The 17,800-nt window shown below is 35.5% G+C and carries 19 protein-coding genes and 1 tRNA gene; 19 read left to right on the top strand and 1 reads right to left on the bottom strand.

From position 1 onward, the window contains the following. The first annotated feature begins 102 nt into the window (after positions 1–102). From A3EO_RS0111670 to A3EO_RS0111720, 10 genes are all read left to right on the top strand, one after another. Positions 103–187, top strand: a tRNA-Leu gene (locus tag A3EO_RS0111670). Between the two features lie 104 nt (positions 188–291). Beyond that, positions 292–1,104 carry a ParA family protein gene (locus A3EO_RS0111675; protein WP_018347280.1) on the top strand — a complete coding sequence of 271 codons (813 nt, stop codon included), beginning with the start codon at positions 292–294 and terminating at the stop codon, positions 1,102–1,104. 11 nt (positions 1,105–1,115) lie between these two features. Next, on the top strand, positions 1,116–2,453 hold the full coding sequence (gene dnaB / locus A3EO_RS0111680) for a replicative DNA helicase (protein ID WP_018347281.1): 1,338 nt from the start codon (positions 1,116–1,118) through the stop codon (positions 2,451–2,453). A gap of 13 nt (positions 2,454–2,466) precedes the next feature. Further along, on the top strand, positions 2,467–4,149 hold the full coding sequence (locus A3EO_RS0111685) for a ParB family protein (RefSeq protein ID WP_018347282.1): 1,683 nt from the start codon (positions 2,467–2,469) through the stop codon (positions 4,147–4,149). Positions 4,150–4,151: 2 nt separating this feature from the next. Further along, positions 4,152–4,718, top strand: a complete 567-nt coding sequence (locus A3EO_RS0111690; protein WP_013745203.1) for a DUF2857 domain-containing protein — start codon at positions 4,152–4,154, stop codon at positions 4,716–4,718. Then, positions 4,715–6,064 carry an STY4528 family pathogenicity island replication protein gene (locus A3EO_RS0111695; protein ID WP_018347283.1) on the top strand — a complete coding sequence of 450 codons (1,350 nt, stop codon included), beginning with the start codon at positions 4,715–4,717 and terminating at the stop codon, positions 6,062–6,064. The genes A3EO_RS0111690 and A3EO_RS0111695 overlap by 4 nt, the downstream gene beginning before the upstream one ends. Positions 6,065–6,161: 97 nt before the next feature. Continuing rightward, the gene (ssb, locus tag A3EO_RS0111700; RefSeq protein ID WP_018347284.1) at positions 6,162–6,581 is read left to right on the top strand and encodes a single-stranded DNA-binding protein; all 420 of its coding nucleotides are present in this window, start codon (positions 6,162–6,164) and stop codon (positions 6,579–6,581) included. A 344-nt stretch (positions 6,582–6,925) separates the two neighbouring features. After that, complete coding sequence (locus A3EO_RS0111705; RefSeq protein WP_018347285.1) at positions 6,926–7,657, top strand: PFL_4669 family integrating conjugative element protein; 732 nt, start codon at positions 6,926–6,928, stop codon at positions 7,655–7,657. After that, positions 7,654–8,154 carry a DUF3158 family protein gene (locus A3EO_RS0111710; protein WP_018347286.1) on the top strand — a complete coding sequence of 167 codons (501 nt, stop codon included), beginning with the start codon at positions 7,654–7,656 and terminating at the stop codon, positions 8,152–8,154. Before A3EO_RS0111705 ends, A3EO_RS0111710 begins: the two co-directional genes overlap by 4 nt. A gap of 374 nt (positions 8,155–8,528) precedes the next feature. Further along, positions 8,529–10,487, top strand: a complete 1,959-nt coding sequence (locus A3EO_RS0111720; RefSeq protein ID WP_018347287.1) for a DNA topoisomerase III — start codon at positions 8,529–8,531, stop codon at positions 10,485–10,487. An 892-nt stretch (positions 10,488–11,379) separates the two neighbouring features. Here A3EO_RS0111720 and A3EO_RS0111725 read toward each other — a convergent pair. After that, entirely contained in the window at positions 11,380–11,898 is a 519-nt protein-coding gene (locus A3EO_RS0111725; protein WP_018347288.1) for a hypothetical protein, read from the bottom strand. Between the two features lie 737 nt (positions 11,899–12,635). On the opposite strand from A3EO_RS0111725, the gene A3EO_RS0111730 reads away from it, so the two are divergent. From A3EO_RS0111730 to A3EO_RS0111770, 9 genes are all read left to right on the top strand, one after another. After that, entirely contained in the window at positions 12,636–13,058 is a 423-nt protein-coding gene (locus A3EO_RS0111730) for a hypothetical protein (RefSeq protein ID WP_018347289.1), read from the top strand. 103 nt (positions 13,059–13,161) lie between these two features. Continuing rightward, positions 13,162–13,686 (top strand): hypothetical protein, encoded by a 525-nt coding sequence (locus A3EO_RS0111735; RefSeq protein WP_018347290.1) that lies wholly within the window; start codon positions 13,162–13,164, stop codon positions 13,684–13,686. A gap of 68 nt (positions 13,687–13,754) precedes the next feature. Beyond that, positions 13,755–14,201: a hypothetical protein gene (locus A3EO_RS0111740; RefSeq protein ID WP_018347291.1), complete on the top strand. Its 447-nt coding sequence runs from the start codon at positions 13,755–13,757 to the stop codon at positions 14,199–14,201. Between the two features lie 631 nt (positions 14,202–14,832). Further along, positions 14,833–15,348, top strand: a complete 516-nt coding sequence (locus A3EO_RS0111745) for an STY4534 family ICE replication protein (RefSeq protein WP_018347292.1) — start codon at positions 14,833–14,835, stop codon at positions 15,346–15,348. A 90-nt stretch (positions 15,349–15,438) separates the two neighbouring features. Next, complete coding sequence (locus A3EO_RS0111750) at positions 15,439–15,714, top strand: CCDC90 family protein (RefSeq protein ID WP_230587123.1); 276 nt, start codon at positions 15,439–15,441, stop codon at positions 15,712–15,714. A 93-nt stretch (positions 15,715–15,807) separates the two neighbouring features. Further along, the gene (locus A3EO_RS12970; protein WP_018347294.1) at positions 15,808–16,374 is read left to right on the top strand and encodes a hypothetical protein; all 567 of its coding nucleotides are present in this window, start codon (positions 15,808–15,810) and stop codon (positions 16,372–16,374) included. Positions 16,375–16,431: 57 nt separating this feature from the next. Continuing rightward, positions 16,432–16,875 (top strand): virulence factor, encoded by a 444-nt coding sequence (locus A3EO_RS0111760; RefSeq protein WP_018347295.1) that lies wholly within the window; start codon positions 16,432–16,434, stop codon positions 16,873–16,875. A gap of 81 nt (positions 16,876–16,956) precedes the next feature. After that, on the top strand, positions 16,957–17,277 hold the full coding sequence (locus A3EO_RS0111765; protein ID WP_018347296.1) for a hypothetical protein: 321 nt from the start codon (positions 16,957–16,959) through the stop codon (positions 17,275–17,277). 37 nt (positions 17,278–17,314) lie between these two features. Further along, positions 17,315–17,647 carry a hypothetical protein gene (locus A3EO_RS0111770; RefSeq protein ID WP_018347297.1) on the top strand — a complete coding sequence of 111 codons (333 nt, stop codon included), beginning with the start codon at positions 17,315–17,317 and terminating at the stop codon, positions 17,645–17,647. Positions 17,648–17,800: the final 153 nt, after the last annotated feature.

The raw sequence follows: 17,800 nt of genomic DNA on the forward strand, positions 1-17,800 counted from the left end.
AATTTAGCTAAAATTGTTGAAAATAGCACCGAACGAACATTTTCGTGAATTTTATGCTTGCAACCGTCTTAAACATCCGTATAATGCACCTCGTTCACTGATGCCTGGGTGGCGAAATTGGTAGACGCAGTTGATTCAAAATCAACCGCCTTCGGGTGTGCCGGTTCGAGTCCGGCCCTAGGCACCATCTCTTTGATTGGTTTGTTTTCAAACAGATTCAAGTCCTGTAGAAACATATTTTGGTTGTTTGATGTTGATAAATTTTCTTTAATCAACAAAGAGTTACCACATATGAAAAAACCATTCATCACAACTATTCTATCCACCAAAGGTGGAGTTACTAAAACTACTAACGCTGCGAATATTTCTGCATTTTGTGCTGATCACGGACTTAAAGTCTTGATGATCGATACCGATGTTCAGCCGTCTCTAAGTTCATATTATGAGCTGGACTATATTGCAGAGGGCGGTATTTATGAGTTTTTGATCAACAAAAATCTCAATCACAGCGAAATCATCTCTCACACCGTTATTCAAAATCTCGATTTGATCAAGTCTAATGATCCAACCGGCAAAATTAGCCTACTTTTAAGAAATTCGCCGGACGGTGTTATTCGTTTTAATCATTTATTAAAACAAATTCAAGGGTACGATTTGATTGTGATCGATACTCGCGGTACACGAGATATCACATTGGAAATGTCAGTGCTTGCCAGTGATTTAATTCTCTCTCCACTCCTTCCGGAGCTGTTATCAACGCGTGAATTTTTGCGAGGCACGTTGAGCTTATATGCGGATTTAAGCACATATGAAGCATTGGGCTTGCATTTACCGCCAATCAAAGCGGTTGCTAATCGTGTTGATAATACCAATGATGCAAAAGATGTTATTGCACAACTGCATCAAATATTCAATGAACCCCAATTTAAACAACAAGGCTATCAAGCTGAGTTTCTTGACCTCACTATTCCATCTCGCGTTGCTTACAGAGAGGCAAATACGCTTTGTACACCTATCCACAGATACAGAGAGTCTGAATTTGAAACAATGAAGAAGCTCTGTTCAACATTATTTCCTCAATTTGCACCTTACTTTCAACAATAGGAGGAAATAATATGGGACAAAAAAATAACAATGCCTTAATGAATCGCTCAATAGAGGTAGAAGAAGCCGTGATTGGGTCATTACTAATTGATAATGACGTATTTGACAATATTTCAGATATCGTGTCTGAAAAAGACTTTTCACTCAATTGGCATCAAATCGCTTTCAAAGCAATCAAAAACAGACTTTCTAATGGCGAAAGTATTGATATTCTGATCTTAGAAGACGATTTAAGAAAATCTTATCCCTCTCAAGAGGGAATGTTTGCTTATCTAGTTGAACTTGTACAAAAAACACCGACATCAAGTAATGCTGAAGTCTATGCTAAAAAATTAAGCGAAATCGCAAAAGTGCGAGAGTTGATGAAATTGGGTGAGAAATTACAAAATATCTCACAAAATGAAAGCATAGAAAATGTAATATCAAGTGCTGAAAAACAGTTATTTGAGATAACCACCAATCAAACTGATGCCAGCAATATCTCACTTTCTGCAGCATTGAAAACAGCAGTGAGCAAAATAGAAAATGCGTGCTTTCAAAATTCGGCAGTAAGCGGAATACCAACAGGATTAGATGATTTAGATACAATGACGACAGGCTTTCAGCCTGCAGATTTCGTGGTGATCGCAGGCAGACCGGGAATGGGAAAAACCGCATTCTTACTCTCGTCAATAAAAGCGACATTAGAGCAATCTGAACAGCCTGTATTGTTCTTTTCGCTAGAAATGCCATCAGATCAAATCATCACTAGATTGTTATCAATGGTTGGCAACATTCCACTGCAAACCTTGCGTAATCCGCTTTTGCTAGATGATGAGGGTTTCGCCAAGCTGTCAACAGCAATCAATACCATCAAACAATGGGAAAATCGCTTAATCATTGATGATTCTCCTTCATTAACAGCGGATATTTTACGCTCAAGAGTCCGTAAATACTCAAGATTACACGGACAACCTGCAGCAATTTTTGTTGATTATCTACAGCTGATGCGTTATCCGACAGCACCAAATCGCTATGAAGAAATCAGCAAAATTTCTAATGCGTTGAAAGCGTTAGCGAAAGAGATGAATTGCCCGGTAATCGCATTGGCTCAACTTAATCGAGCTGTAGAAGGACGAGCGATAAAACGTCCAACCAACGCAGATTTAAGAGACTCAGGCCAAATCGAACAAGATGCAGACGTCATTATATTGCTGCATCGAGACGATTATTATAGCAAAGATGATGAAAAAACCGGGTTAGCGGAAGTAATTATCGGGAAGCAACGTAACGGCCCAGTTGGTACAGTAGAATCTTATTTTGCTGCTCAATATTCCCGATTTGAGCCATCTCATTATGCTAATGCCTAATTAAGGAGGAGTTATGAAAAATATCTTTCAAAAATCAAAAGAAGAACGCAAAGCCTCTTTGATGAGAGGCATTCAGGTCGGTTTAATTCCAAATACTAGCCCTGATTACACCGCAGCGATTACTGCTACTCAAACAGCAGAACCTGAATTAAGGACAGTCACGCTGTTAGAATTAAGACCGTTTGATAACAACCCAAGAAAAACACAAAATCCAAAGTTTGAAGAGATCAAAGAGTCTATCAGAGTAAGAGGATTAGATTTTCCACCTAACATTACTAAGCGACCAAATGAGAATTTTTATATCATCGCTGACGGTGGTAACACACGTCTGCAGGCATTAAAAGAGTTATATGAAGAAACACAAGACCCTAAATATTTCTCCATTCGTTGTCTATATAAGCCGTGGCAAGGTGAAAGCGATGACAACACAGAAGGCGATTTACATTGCTTGATTGGACATTTAGCTGAAAATGACCTGCGTGGAGACCTCAGCTTCATTGAACGTGCGTTAGGCATTGCCCAAGCAAAACGGTTTTATGAAAAACAGCTAGGTGAATCACTTTCTCACCGTAAATTTATTGAACGCTTAAAAGCCGATGGCTATAGCGTCACATATTCAGTCTGGGCAAGGATGCAACAATGCATTGATTTACTCTATCCAGCCATTCCAACATTATTATTTAATGGGATGGGAAGACCGCAAATCGAAAAATTATTAATCATTTATAACAATGCAGAAAAGTGTTTTGATAAACACACCGCATTACACTACAAAGATAACAATAGTTTTCAGTCATTATGGTTAGATACCCTAAAAAGGTTCGATAATGACGACTATTCATTTGAAATTTTCCAAGATGAATTGATAGGCAATATGGTCAATGAAATTGGTACGGATTATGTTTCTTACCAAGATATTCTCTTTGAACTTGAGAATAAACCTAAAGCCAATGTATCAACCAATCAAGAAACTGAAGCAGTTAATGAAAATATTACGCCTTCACAGGAATTAAAAACTGAACCAGATAATCAAAATGATGAAAAATCAGAAGATGATCAAAAAATAAGCACTGATCGCAGTGTGACCAGTGAGCAAAAAATGAACGATTTTGATGGTTTTGATAATTCTGAACCAGAAAATGAAGATTATCAGACTGAACCAGATTATGAAGAATCTTTAACAACTGAACCAGACAATATTGACGATAATGGGTTATCTGATTTCGGGCTATCATTTGAAAAACAGCAATCAATTAATGAGCAGAAACAGCAACGAGCCGCACAAAACGGCATAACATTTGCAAACAGTGGCTGTCAGCCTGTTGAAGATATCTGGCAAATTTATCCAGCTATTGATAATGTTGAAAAACTACGCTTTGAAGCGTATGGGTTAACGACTGATATTGTGTCAATTATCGGTCTTAAATCATCCATCATTGAACCTATTAATGATGACTTCAGTTTTACTATTCTGCCATTACAATCAGATAATGTCTCTGCTTTGCAAGAGAATATACATCAATTGTTGTCGTGCTTGGCAACAGATGGTCACAATGAAAATTTAACTTGTACCCTCAATGAATCATTATTGATAGGTATGGAATCTGAACCGGAAATTAATGATTTATTACTGGTTAAAATCTTCAGGCTTATCAGAGTCACGCGTCAATTAAGACAGCACTTACGGGGATGTTAATTATGATGCCAACAATCAATCAAATTATACTACCTCACCTCATTGCCCAGATAAAAATGGGCAAATTACGCTATTGTGAGGAGCTGGGATTTAGTACCGAGGAGTTGATAAAAATCAACAACCTTACTACTGACGAGCTCCATTTTCTGAGCAATATGAACACGACTTTTTTCAAAGTAAGTGTTAATCACGATTTACTAAATAAAATGCTGAAGAGAACCAAAGATCAAACAGAATATCAAAATCTGTTTGACAGAGCACTTGTTCTTGGCGCAAGCATTGAATTAATGCGCCATTTTTTTGGCGCGCAAAGCCACGAAGTTAGCGAAAGAAGACGTTTGCTAGGGAAGCAAATCTCAAGCGGAAGACGAGCATTTACTGACCCGGAAAAATCCAGTGCTGCGTGGTATAGATGGCAGGAAGCCTGTAAGCTCTCTGAGAAAAACAGAGAGCTAAATGATATTACCGCTTTAGACAATTTGATGGTGATTGCTGAAGAGCTGGATCTTGATTTGACAACGCTCTGGAAGCAGGTGCAGAGATGGGAAAAAAATGGAGGTGAGCTATGACAATAACAACAGGGAACGCAGGATTGTTTTATTTTGGAAATCCGCACGAAACCGTCCCTCTAAGACTCTTACAAGATCCCTATTTAACGGTTCGTGCAAAATATACTTGGCAAATGATTCGTTACCACGCGAAAGCCTTTGCTAGTAGCTTATTTCCGAGCTATGAGAAGTTGCAAGAACTTCTCTCAGACAAACTTTATCGCCAAGAAAAAGTCTCACGAAAAATTGTAAGTCAAACGCTATTGTTGTTGAGATTAACAAGATGGCTCACTTTGTGTGATACCAAACGAGATGAGAAAGGAAGAGTTTTGGGCAACGTATACATCATTCACGATGAGCCTATCGGCATTACGGATGCCGTTCATTTTGACTCTTCCTATTTAAAACTACTTGCTCAGTCAACTAAACACAATGACAGAGTCGTGCAAGAAGTTGCACAGCATATTATTGAGTCAATCAAAAATGATAAAAACAACGCTCATTTTGTATCATATTTAACATTGATGCAGAAACGTTTCAATGAATCCCAAGATGCCTCATTAAATTCAAATCGCACTCCGGCAGTAGCGAAAAAAGTAATGGCAGAATTATTAACAACAGAGACAGATAACAAATCGGAACTCAGTGAAAAAGAGAAAAAATTGCAGAGTTCCGAAATGGAACTTAGTCAAAAAGATGAAGTTTTACAGAGTTCCGATATGGAACTCAGTGAAAATTATCAGAGTTCCCAAATGGAACTCAGTAAAAATGATGAAAATATAGCCAGTTCCCAAATGGAACTCAGTGAAAATGATGAAAATATAGCCAGTTCCCAAATGGAACTCAGTGAAAAAGGAGAAAATTTGCTTAGTTCCGATATGGAACTCAGTACGAAACCACTAAAATCGGCTAATTTTCATACGGAACTCAGTAAAAAACACTTAGTTTCTCAGTACAGTACTAGTACTAATAATATATATACTAAGTACAGTACTAGTACTGTATTTAATAATAATTTATTAAAAGTATTTAACGATCTAGAAAAACAGACTCTAGAAAATTTAATAAGACAACTCAGATTATCTGATGCTGTCGTTCAGAGCGTGATGACTGAAGCTGCATTACGCATTGAAAAAGGCGATATTCGTAATCCGCTAAGCTATGTGTGTAGCTTGCTAAGAAAAGCGAAACAGGGAGACTTTAACGAGTATCTTTGCAAAATTAAGAACAAAACAGCAGATTTGGCAAAACCAACCTCACAGACAAAAAAACAAAATAACCCGGTTTTGACAGTCACTAGAAGTCCTGAAGAGCTTGCCAATATGCTGAATAAAGCAAAATTACTGGCAGAGCAATTACGAGGTTAGTTTTTTATCGCTTTCGGAAAATCAATTAATCATTGTGATTAACGGCGTGGCGTGAATAATAAGCTCTAATTAAAAAACAACACGAGGAGACAAATCAATGCCGAGCGTTAATCAGGTAAATATTTTGGGTAACTTGGGGGATGCGCCTCAAGTACGTTATATGCCGAACGGCGATTTAACTGCAATGCTAAGCGTAGCAACAAGTCGCGTTTGGAAAGACAAAAACGGTGAAAGACAAGAATTAACCGAATGGCACAGAATTGTGCTATATCGAAGATTAGCAGAAATTGCCAAAGATTATCTGCACAAGGGCAGTAAAGTTTTTGTGACCGGCTATTTACGTACACAAAAATGGACGGATGATAAAAACATTGATCGCTGGACAACTTCAATTATTGGTGAGCAGTTACAATTAATAAGCAGTAAACCAGTTATTCAACAAAACAAACAGACAGAAGAACATATTTCTCCTGAAGCGGAAATTCAAATCATTGAAGATGAACCACCTCCTTTTTAATTCTTATTCCCCTTAGTAATGAGTAAAGCATTTGCCGGTGAATAACCGGCTTTTTTATTTAATAAACACTGAGTAGGTTAAAAAATAAGCAATGATCGCAGTGTGACCAGTGCTTATTTTTTAATCATACTGAGTATATTAGGTCATTTATTATACAAAAATAAAGCAAATATTATAAAAATGTTAAAATTTAACAAATATTTAACCTGATCACACTGCGATCACTGCTTAAAAAATAACCATATTTTTTTGATAAAAACGAGTATCTAATAGTTTATTGTATTCATATAGCGAAAACATATGATGAGGTTTTATTCAATTAACAACAAAAAGGATACGATACTATGGCTGATGTAAACTCAATCGGTGCTTTACGCACTGATATCACTTTAACGTTGCAAACCCAATATGCCACACGACTCTGGCAGGGTAAAAATGTCAATAAAGATAATAAGCAAATAACTCGGATTATCAGCGTTCCGGTGTGTTTATCGATTTTAAATAGAATTACCCAACACGCTGCGCAAGATGATCCGTATGCAGATGCTTATTTAATGAAAATTGAGAGTAAAATTTTATCTACTCGTGAAGAAATGGCTAAATTAGCAGATAAAATGACTGATATTTATGCTGAAAATGTGCCGGGAGCCATTGAACTGAAAAATAGTTTTAATGTTGATCCAGCGAAAATCCCATTAGCTATCAGGTCTTCTATCGGATATCAGCTAATTTATCTGTTAGCTGATTTTGATTATTTTACAACTGTAGCAATGACAGCAGCACACATTGCAATTATGCCAAGGCAAGAGGTGAGAAATTTAGTAGAACAAGCTGCTCATCTTGTTCGCTCAGTTTTTGGTTTAATCCAACGGTATCAGGATGCTGGAGTTAGCCGTGCGGATATAAAAGCTGGTACAGCTAATGCTTTGGCCGCGATTGCTCGGTTTGGTAAATTGCCGGAAGATATTCTTTCTGGAAAAACTCGTAGTCAATTTGCGCCTGTCAATATAGCTTTGTTTGCTGAAGCAGAAGATAATGATGAGAAGTCTGAAGCAGTTGATAAGGAGATTGAATGAAATATCGCTCATTAGATAAAGAGGATTATAAAAAATTAGTGTTTAATACCCCGTTGAATACGGGGTTAAAAACATTATTCGGTCCAATCGATAATGCTGATGAATACAAAGCATTAGCACAAATGATAAAGGATGCCCGTGCTGAGTTATTTGAATTGGGACAGAATATTGTAAATGGGGCAAAAGAGTATCCATTGAACCACGTTCCGATAGTGTTCATTATTGATCATAATAGCTCCTCTGGGGGAAAGTTCTTGCGATGGCGTAATCAACTGCGAAACCGTACAGGTAAATATGCTTGGGATCAGTTGATTCAAGATAAAAATGTGCCGGAAGAAATTAAAGAAGCATTAATTGCATTGGAAAAAGATCGCATAGCGTTTAATGCGCAAATGTCAGTAATGAACTTCATTTACCGACAGGCGAAAGAATGCGCAGAAAAAATTAATGAAATAGAACAGTTGTATCAGCAAGGAAAAAATAAAGGTAAGGTGTGAGCCTTACCTTTTTTATCTGTCAGATATTTTCTTAATTCTAAAATACAATTTATTATTGTTCGGATCGTGTTGGTCTCTTAATCTAAATCCTGTCAAATATCACTCGTTATAGTGGTAATAGTAGTTATGGCTCATTTCGAAAGTGATCTTATAAATTGTATCTATATGAAAAATAAAGATAAACTTTATTGATTAAAAAATGGTCACTGATCGCAGTGTGATCAGTGTTTAAATTTTAGTCAGTGATCGCAATGTAATCAATGAGTAAAATTTAATCAAAAGTATTTTGTAATGATAGGAGATAAAGTTATGACTGATTTAACGAAAACTGATTTGAAGGTAGGAAATATAGATGGCGAGTGGAGAAGAGCGGAATGAAATTAATTTTATGCGAGAAGCCATCGCAAGGACGGGATATTGGGAAGTTTATTGGTGCAACAAAAAGAGGGGAAGGATATTTATCGAGTCCAGATCAGCAAACATTTGTGACTTGGGGAATCGGTCATTTAGTTGAGCAGGCTGAACCTCAGGATTATGATGAATCCTATAAAAAATGGGGTTTTGATAATTTGCCGATTATTCCAGACAAGTGGATGATGAAGGTAAAGAAAGAAACAGCTAAACAATATAAAGTTGTAATGGGATTAATTAAAAAAGCTAATCATATTGTTATTGCAACTGACCCCGATAGAGAAGGTGAGGTTATTGCGCGTGAATTATTAGATATGGCTAATTATAAAGGAAAGGTGCAGAGACTTTGGTTGTCCGCTTTAGATGATGGCAGCATTAGAAAAGCATTGGCTAATTTAAAATCTGATGCAGAAACAAAACCTTTGTATGCCGCAGGATTAGCAAGAGGAAGAGCTGACTGGCTAGTTGGGATGAACCTGACGAGATTATTTACTCTCATCGCTCAAAAGCAAGGGTATCAAGGTGTGATGAGTGTTGGGCGAGTACAGAGTCCGACACTGGCGATTGTAGTACAGCGAGATCGTGAAATTGAAAACTTTGTTTCTAAGCCTTTCTATCGTTTAAAAGTAAACCTTGATGGATTTTGTGCTTATTGGCAACCGACAGAATCGGTTTGCGATGATGAGGGAAGATGTATTGATTACAGTGTGATTACGCAAGTGCAAAGACAACTATCGAAGACACTTAAAATAGATAATATTGAAACTAAGCGCAAAAAAGAGATGCCTCCACTTGCATTTGATCTCGGGACGTTACAGCAAACTTGCTCTAGATTATTTGGTATGGGAGCAGCACAAGTGCTAAAGATAGCACAGTCATTATATGAGACACATAAAGCAACGACATATCCAAGAACCGATTGTGGTTATTTACCTGAATCAATGATTGATGAAATTCCGCTTGTGCTAAAAGCTGTATCTGAATCAGATCCTCAAGTTAGAAATATTGTAGCAAAATTAGATATATCTCTTCGTTCCAGAGTTTGGAATGATAGTAAAATTACGGCTCACCACGGCATTATTCCGACAACTCAAAAAGTTGATTTGAGTAAGATGAGTGACGATGAATTAAAGGTTTATCAGCTTGTACGCAAGCATTATTTTGCTCAGTTTCTACCATTATATGAGGAGGATAATACGAGTGTGCTGTTATCTGGTAATGAACAGACGTTTATTTCAAAAGGTAAGCAAGTAATAAATATGGGATGGAAGGCTCTGTTTCAGCAAGACAGGAATGATGATGATGAAGAACAATCGCTACCATCCTTGCGGCAGGGGCAATCGTGTAATGTTGTTGATAGTGATGTTTTAACTTTGAAAACTACACCGCCTAAGCATTACACTGAGGGAACATTAATTGCCGCAATGAAAAATGCGGCTCGGTTCGTTACAGATGCTCGATTAAAGCAGAGACTAAGAGAAACTGAGGGGCTTGGTACAGAAGCTACTCGAGCAGAAGTGATTGAAACATTATTTAAGCGAGGTTACCTTGAGAAAAAGCGCAAGGAAATTGTTGCAACTTCAGCTGGTAAATCTTTAATTGATGGGTTGCCGGATATTATTAAAGATCCGGGTATGACTGCATTATGGGAACAGGCGTTAAATGATATTGCTTCAGGTAAGATGTTATTACAGGATTTTATGGATAAGCAGAATCAATTTATTTCCCACGTAGTGAAATCAATGATTGGTTCTGGGAGTATGGCAATTCAAGTGAAAGCTGAAAAGATATGCCCTAAATGTGGTGCAGCAATGAGAAGAAGAAAAGGTAAAAACGGAGATTTTTGGGGCTGCTCCAATTATCCTACTTGTACGGCAATAGAAAATATTGGCTCAAGAAAAAGGGTTGGAAAATCACAATAATCTATTTACAATAGAGATTGCAAATCGTTGGTAACTTACGTCAAAGTTACGCCCTTTAAGACTGAACTTGCGGTTCTGTGGTAGCTCACGCGAGGAATGTCGTAAATGACCGTTTGAGACAACTGCTGACTTGAACTAAGTTGTCGAGCGTTTTGAAATATGGTCTCTCTTAACAGAGTAAATGCAATCTCATCTATAATCATTTTTTATTTGTCTATATGTCGTGGGATTTTATTTGTTTCCAATGATGGGAATAAATAAAATCCCACGATATTCTTTTGCTAAACCACGGGGCAGTGGTGAAAAATGCTCGCCCTTTGTGCGTCAGCGCTATTGTCAAACTGATTGGGACGACTTAGTGATCAGTGGATGGGGAGAATAATTATGGTATTTCAGAGGGAACAATTAATTATTTAAACTTTCTTTTTCGTCAAACTCTTCAATAGCTTATTATCGTGGTGATAAGCTCAATTCAAAATTGTCATCTTTGACGTAATTTTTATAGTTGCAGTATGGTCGGTGAGATTATGCTGCAAATTTTCTTTTATGTATAAAAAACAACCACTGATCGCAGTGTGATCAGTGGTTGTTTTTTGAGCTAATGATTAGGGTTATGTGCAAGATTTCATTTGAATATGGCTAGGGACAACTTCAAATAATAAAAATAAGGCAATAAATAAAGTTATGCTCATTAATATAAAATATAATGTTGCGTACAAATAATCGGGATCGTACCCTTTTGTTTCTAGTATAAACATACAAAGATTACCTATAGACACAAGTAGCATTATTATCCCTAGTAAGAGATATTGAGTAATTTCCATTTTTTACCTCAGTGTTAATTATGTAATTTTTATACTAGAGTGAGGGGTTATTTTTTTCAATTCCTTTTTTAATAGAGATATTTTTGAAAAAGAGCTGCTAATGTATCCCATACAGATATTAGTGTTAAGGCAGCACTGAGTATAGACAATAGAATATTACATAATTTATATTTTTCCTTTTTAGAATAAACATCATTTATGGTATTTGCTAATTGAAGAATATTTTCTTTTTCGTATGGATTTTCTGCACGGATTAGTTTTATTTGATTCATTATAGATTTTGGAAGCTCTGGAAAATTAATCTCTCTTTCATAGTCATCTAGTAGTTCTTTTAAATGTATAATCTCAATCTCATTTTCTTTGTTATTGATATTTTCAAAATATAGCTTTGTTAAGTTCTTAATAGCATATATTCGTTTTACTTTTGTGAAGTTAATAGCTTTATTTAGGTTATAGGTGTTAAGAGATTTTTCTGAAAATAATTTGCTTATTAAATTGTAAAACTTTTTTGCTCTTATTAGATCTTGAATGGCAGATGGAATGATAACGGCGATTAAGCATAAGTATAGAGATAAAATAATTGGCATAGAACTCCCTCCAACATAAAAAATGTTATCTAACTTTAGTATGTTTTCTCTATATACTCAATCCGATTGTTTGATTTGATTAAAATTTAAGCAGTGATCGCAGTGTGATCACTGCTGTTTTTTTATACAGATAGTGGTTGTGGTAGCTAATACCCTAAAATTAATTAAAACAAAAATGGATCAATGTGTGAATTATAGTTTACATTTTTCTAGGAACGATATTATAGTGCTAAGAGGAGGGGTGATATGATCCAAATAAAATCAACAGAAACATTTGCGACAGTATTTAAAGTAATGCGGGCATTAAATTTAAATTTAGAAGTACGACACGCTTAAAAAATCGCTATATAAAAAGCAAATTGTATAAAATATAAGCACTGATCGCAGTGTGATCAGGTTAAAAAATTGTTAAATTTTAAATTTGGTTCAAAATTCAACCTAAAATATCTCTAAAGATAGATGATTTTAGTGAATTGTATATAAAATAACCACTGATCACACTGTGATCAGTGGTTATTTTTTGATCGTTAATTGGAAAAGGGTGTTTTTCACATAAATAGAAATTTAATATAGGGTGTAATCAAAAAGTAGGTAAATGCTATTATTTGCTAATATGTAATCTCTATTTTGAATACATATGTAAAACCCGGACTAAAAGGCCTTTTAAAGGTAAGGGGTGAACCCCTTACCTTCAGAGGGAAATTACCCTTAACCTTTACTTTTTAATGAGGATAAAGATGGCACAAATCGAGGATGTAAAATTTTCAGTAACAATGGATTATTCACAAGCTGATGAAATCAGCATACATATTGTATGGGACGCAAGTGATACTTTTCCGCAAGAGAAAGTAGAGCAATTAATAGAGTATATGAATAGAAACCTCGTTCTGCTCTTTGGTTTTTTTAAAGATAAGTTTCGGCTGTATCTTGAATATAATGAAGTGTTGCTTTCGTTTTCAGTGAAAATGAGATTTGAGTTTGATGATATTGGCTTCAGTGTTAAATTCCTAGATAAGGATAACAACGATACGGGAGCTGAGTATTTGGCAAGATGTATTATGAATGATTTGCTTACTGGAAATGAAACAATAGAGAAATTGTTGGAATACCTTCAAGAAGATGATGAGAGTAAAAGCGTTGAAGAGATTGTTTTGCAGTAGATTCACATTAAATTTTATAATTGCTTATTTTTTAAACACTGATCGCAGTGTGATCAGTGTTTAAAATTTGACCATTTATTGAAATATTGATTGGGGAGTGTATATGTCTCAAGAAAATAACTTTATTATCATCTTTGTTATTGATGTGATTATTATTGCGTTTATGTATGCAATAGGGAATTATAAGAAATTAAAACGTTGTGAGCGTCTAAAATCTATTGTACGAAATTCTTTAGAGAAAGGGTATTTAACAGAAGATGCTTTGGAAATGTATGTAGATACAGTAGATTTAAAATATGAAAAAGCTCTTCCAATACTACAGGAACTCATTATTGAATTAGAGCAGGAAAATTACGATATAGCTAAAATCAACTATCTCCGTCAGATGGTATTGATTTATCAAAAAACTGGATTTCTTTCTAATTTGCTTTTTGCAATTCGATTTAAAATGCGAGCATTAGCAAAACAGAGCAGAGAAATGAATGAACTTGTTTTTCAGTTAGCTCAAGAGATACAGTTATTACAATTAAAGGATAGATTGTGGAAAAGAACTGGGATTATTATATCTATAATTTCAGGATTAATCGCAATATACCAATTTTATCCTAATATTATTCAATTATTCTAATACAGTTTCTTATTGTGTAATTAAGGATATAGTTTATCTTACCTTTATCAAAGAATAAGGAGTAAGGTATGCTTAAACCACATATAATTATTTACCGATATATTAGACAGGTCTATTTTCGCGGAAAATTAAAAAGGTATTATTTAGAAGAGCAAAACAGGTTATTTAACTATGCAACTACGAAAAATTTGAATCATCAGAATTTAAAATATAATATTGAAGTACTTGAAGAATTTCGTATATTTCATCATATTGAAAAAGGAGAAATGGGGATCTTAATACGAGAAGTGTTTTGGATGAACACTGGAATTATCTTTGAATGGGCACTCCCAATCCTCGAATACTATTCTGATTTAGATGTTTTACATTTCGTGTTTAAAGATTCTATTGAGATTATAGATAATATTAATGCTCAAGACGAAGATCATAATTTCGCAATGGTTCTTACAGAAAATATCATTAAAAATAGACTTTATCTGTATATTGATCATAAAAAAACAAGTGGAAAAATCTAACTGATTAAATTATAAGCACTGATCACAGTGTGATCAGGTTAAAAAAATGTTAAAAATAATGTTTGTAGTTTTTGATGGAAATCTTTAATGAAAAAATTGTTTTATTTCTTTGTTGATATTGTTTTAATGTAATCGTTCAGTGTTTTGGAAAAGTTTGCTCATTCTTGTACCTAGCTAGTTAACCCTTCCAAAAATCACGTCACACCGATGGATAACTGAAAAGTTATCCATCCTCCTCTTAAACTATATTTATAGCTGAAATTTTTCCGGTATGTATACTCCGGATTTTTTTTAATCAGATTGTTTAATCAATAAATTATTTTATTTCGTTGAAATTGTTTGTTTAATGCTAAGTGTTAAATCGCTATCGTTGATAGCATTTATAACGGCTGACCTGTAATGCCGTGTTTGACGTTGTCAAATGTATGGTCGCCCTTTAAACCTAGGTAGGGGTTTCAAAATAAATTACCGCCCTTTGCTAAGGCTGCGAGCACTTTGAGACCAGCCTCTATCGTGCAAACGATGGTGAGTGTTTGTTTAACAGAATTTTATTTTTAACCCTGGCGGGGAACATTTTTCCCGTGTTGGGTAAGGATGTTTCTCCGCTTTTTTTATTTTTAGGAGAAACATTATGAATACTCAAACTCAACAAGCTAAAACTTATTTTAATCTTCACACAACAGGAATCGGATATTTAAACAATATTCGGGAAGTTAAGCCTAAAAAAGGAAATCCTTTCTGGGCTTGTAGAATTGCTGCTTTGGCAGGTGATTCAACAGCACCAGAGTATCGTTACTTTGATGTAAACGTTGTCGGTGCTCTAGCTGAAAAGTTAGTTAAAAACTGCCAAAAGGCGGTGTCTGAAGGACATAAGATGTTAATATCTTTTGTTATTTCAGATTTGTGGGCTGATTTATACACCGTTAATAGAGATAGCAGTCATCACAAAAAAGGTGATACTGCTGTATCTTTAAAAGGTCGTCTTATTCGTATCGATATGATTAAGAAAGATGGTGTAAAAGTTTATCCGAGAGAAACAGAACAACAACCTGTTCCTGTTCAAAATTCTGAAGAAGCTATCACTGAAGCACTTCCATTACCAGAAGAAATTTTGGTTCAGGAAGATGGTAATGAGCTTCCATTCTAATCAATGAGACCAACAGCAATACTGTTGGTCTTTTCACTTCACATAGACTACTATAGTCATTATTCACAGGAGAACTATATGGAGGCATCTATGTCATCTATTCGTTTTGATAAACTTAAATTTGTCAAAATTCTGGAAAAAGAAGGTAATCAGTCACCTGAATCAGCTGAAGCCTTTGCGAAAGCTATTGAAGAAGCGTTAACTGAAAGTCAAAGTTCATTAGCAACAAAATCTGATTTGCAAATTGAAATGACAAAGTTAAAAAGCGAATTAATATCGGAAATACATTCTGTTATTTATAAAATGGCAGGTATTATTATCGCCGGTGTAGGCTTATTAATGGGATTGATGAAGTTTATTCATTAATTAATTCTTTTTTATTTTTACCCTGACGGGAAACATTTTTCCCGTGTTGGGTAAGGATGTTTCTCCGTCTTTTTTATTTTTAGGAGAAACATTATGAAATATCAATTAACAAAAACCTCAATCGTGTTTTGCTTTCGTAAACTTTATCGAATTCAGGCATTAAAAGACCTACCAGAAATTGGCGTAAAAGCCGGTGATCTTGGTGGTTGGATAGAAGATGAATCTAATTTGTCTCAAGATGGTAATGCTTGGGTGTTCGGTAATGCTTGGGTGTTTGGTGATGCTCGGGTGTTCGGTGATGCTCGGGTGTTCGGTAATGCTCGAGTGTTCGGTAATACTCGGGTGTCCGGTGATGCCCAAGTGTTCGGTGATGCTGAGGTATTCGATGCTCGGGTGTTCGGTAATGCTCAGGTGTTCGGTAATGCTTGGGTGTTTGGTGATGCTGAGGTATTCGATGATGCTCGGGTGTTCGGTGATGCTCGGGTGTCCGGTAATGCTTGGGTGTTCGGTGATGCTCGGGTGTTCGGTAATACTCGGGTGTTCGATGATGCTTGGGTGTTCGGTGATGCTCGGGTGTTCGGTAATGCTTGGGTGTACGGTAATGCCCGAGTGTCCGGTGATGCTGAGGTATTTGATGATGCTCAGGTTATCGCATTATAGGCTAAAGGAATTAAACAAAAGGAGGGATATTTTCCCTCCTATTATTAAGGAACGATTATGGATCGTACGCTTATTGTGTTTGATATGGATACACACTGTTTAGAAGAAAATTACCATAACGCCAGTTGGCGTAATGCGTATACTGATATTCAGCGTATTCTAAAGAAACACGGTTTTACGAATATTCAAGGTACTGTTTATTTGAGTGATGTCGGTGTTAAACAAGCTCACGGCACATTGGCTTTGCAAGAAGTTGCTGTGCGGTGTGAATGGTTTGCAAAATGTGCTTCAAATATTCAGTTTTATGATTTAAAAGATGATTTTAATGCTCAATTTATTGTAGATGGTGTTCAAGCAGCAAGAGAAGCGTTTAATCGTTCTATTGATGCTTTAAGAAAAGAGCTTTTGGATGCCGGACTTTCACCGAATAAAGTGGAAGAGATTATCGGTAAACGAGCTTTCTCATTGCAATATATACAAGAAAATCAACTTATTAAATAACCTATCTTTAACCCATCCGGGAAACATTATTCCCGGTGGGCATAGTGTTTCCCTTTGTTTTTAGAATTTAGGAGAAATGCTATGCACTTAAACATTTATGACAACTGTTCCTCTGTAATTGAGGAATGGGAAGAAATTCTTGAGCGTTATGATGATCATCCTTCTGAGGATGATGTTTGGGAAATTGCAAAAGAATCTAAAGAATTGCCTATATTAGGCAATATTTATCAAAGTTTAATTCTAGAGCGTATCGTTTCGCATTTTTGTGAGGAAACCGGTCTTGATGAAGAGGCTTTAGATATTTTTATTTTCGTTAATTCTTACGATACTCATCTGAGAATTGATGGAAAATCCATTTATTCAGTACAGGATTATCTGGACTGCATAAAGTTATATAAATAATGGCATTTCACTTTGTTTTTCTTACAAGGGGAATGCTATGCTAAAAAAATTCAGATTGGAGAACAATTTATCTCCAAATGTAGGAGCTTGGAAAGATATTCTAGATGCCTACAATGATGAAGTTACAGATGAGGACGTGTGGCATATTGCAAAAGAATCTAAAGAGGTTCCTGAGATAGCCAATATTTATCAATATCTTTTGATTGAAAAAATACTTAATCATTTACGAGATGAGATTAAGTCACTGAGTCGAGTAAGTTTATATATGCATATAAATTTTTCTCATACATATTTTTATGTTGAAGGTTATAGCATTGATTCAGTGGAAAAGTATTTCGAAATTATAGATAAAGTTAAAGCTAATTATTAATTAGCTCAGACTGCTGACAAACCTCTAGACATACCTCTAGAGGTTTGATCTAATAGGCATATCGAAAAAAGGAAATGCCTATGCTCAAAAATACACCCTCACTCCAATATGAAATCGAGATGATAAGTCTCGAACAACTCGTTCCAAAAGACC

Source organism: Gallibacterium anatis DSM 16844 = F 149 (assembly GCF_000379785.1).
Classification (GTDB): Bacteria; Pseudomonadota; Gammaproteobacteria; order Enterobacterales; family Pasteurellaceae; genus Gallibacterium; species Gallibacterium anatis.

What these genes read in the sequence shown, in the direction of transcription:
- A3EO_RS0111740 (WP_018347291.1), top strand. Translation starts at nt 13,755, where the DNA reads ATGCTTAAACCACATATAATTATTTACCGATATATTAGACAGGTCTAT.
- A3EO_RS0111770 (WP_018347297.1), top strand. Translation starts at nt 17,315, where the DNA reads ATGCTAAAAAAATTCAGATTGGAGAACAATTTATCTCCAAATGTAGGA.
- A3EO_RS0111685 (WP_018347282.1), top strand. Translation starts at nt 2,467, where the DNA reads ATGAAAAATATCTTTCAAAAATCAAAAGAAGAACGCAAAGCCTCTTTG.
- A3EO_RS0111745 (WP_018347292.1), top strand. Translation starts at nt 14,833, where the DNA reads ATGAATACTCAAACTCAACAAGCTAAAACTTATTTTAATCTTCACACA.
- ssb (WP_018347284.1), top strand. Translation starts at nt 6,162, where the DNA reads ATGCCGAGCGTTAATCAGGTAAATATTTTGGGTAACTTGGGGGATGCG.
- A3EO_RS0111675 (WP_018347280.1), top strand. Translation starts at nt 292, where the DNA reads ATGAAAAAACCATTCATCACAACTATTCTATCCACCAAAGGTGGAGTT.
- A3EO_RS0111760 (WP_018347295.1), top strand. Translation starts at nt 16,432, where the DNA reads ATGGATCGTACGCTTATTGTGTTTGATATGGATACACACTGTTTAGAA.
- A3EO_RS0111750 (WP_230587123.1), top strand. Translation starts at nt 15,439, where the DNA reads ATGTCATCTATTCGTTTTGATAAACTTAAATTTGTCAAAATTCTGGAA.
- A3EO_RS0111710 (WP_018347286.1), top strand. Translation starts at nt 7,654, where the DNA reads ATGAAATATCGCTCATTAGATAAAGAGGATTATAAAAAATTAGTGTTT.
- A3EO_RS0111730 (WP_018347289.1), top strand. Translation starts at nt 12,636, where the DNA reads ATGGCACAAATCGAGGATGTAAAATTTTCAGTAACAATGGATTATTCA.
- A3EO_RS0111705 (WP_018347285.1), top strand. Translation starts at nt 6,926, where the DNA reads ATGGCTGATGTAAACTCAATCGGTGCTTTACGCACTGATATCACTTTA.
- dnaB (WP_018347281.1), top strand. Translation starts at nt 1,116, where the DNA reads ATGGGACAAAAAAATAACAATGCCTTAATGAATCGCTCAATAGAGGTA.
- A3EO_RS0111690 (WP_013745203.1), top strand. Translation starts at nt 4,152, where the DNA reads ATGATGCCAACAATCAATCAAATTATACTACCTCACCTCATTGCCCAG.
- A3EO_RS12970 (WP_018347294.1), top strand. Translation starts at nt 15,808, where the DNA reads ATGAAATATCAATTAACAAAAACCTCAATCGTGTTTTGCTTTCGTAAA.
- A3EO_RS0111725 (WP_018347288.1), bottom strand. Translation starts at nt 11,898, where the DNA reads ATGCCAATTATTTTATCTCTATACTTATGCTTAATCGCCGTTATCATT.
- A3EO_RS0111695 (WP_018347283.1), top strand. Translation starts at nt 4,715, where the DNA reads ATGACAATAACAACAGGGAACGCAGGATTGTTTTATTTTGGAAATCCG.
- A3EO_RS0111720 (WP_018347287.1), top strand. Translation starts at nt 8,529, where the DNA reads ATGAAATTAATTTTATGCGAGAAGCCATCGCAAGGACGGGATATTGGG.
- A3EO_RS0111735 (WP_018347290.1), top strand. Translation starts at nt 13,162, where the DNA reads ATGTCTCAAGAAAATAACTTTATTATCATCTTTGTTATTGATGTGATT.
- A3EO_RS0111765 (WP_018347296.1), top strand. Translation starts at nt 16,957, where the DNA reads ATGCACTTAAACATTTATGACAACTGTTCCTCTGTAATTGAGGAATGG.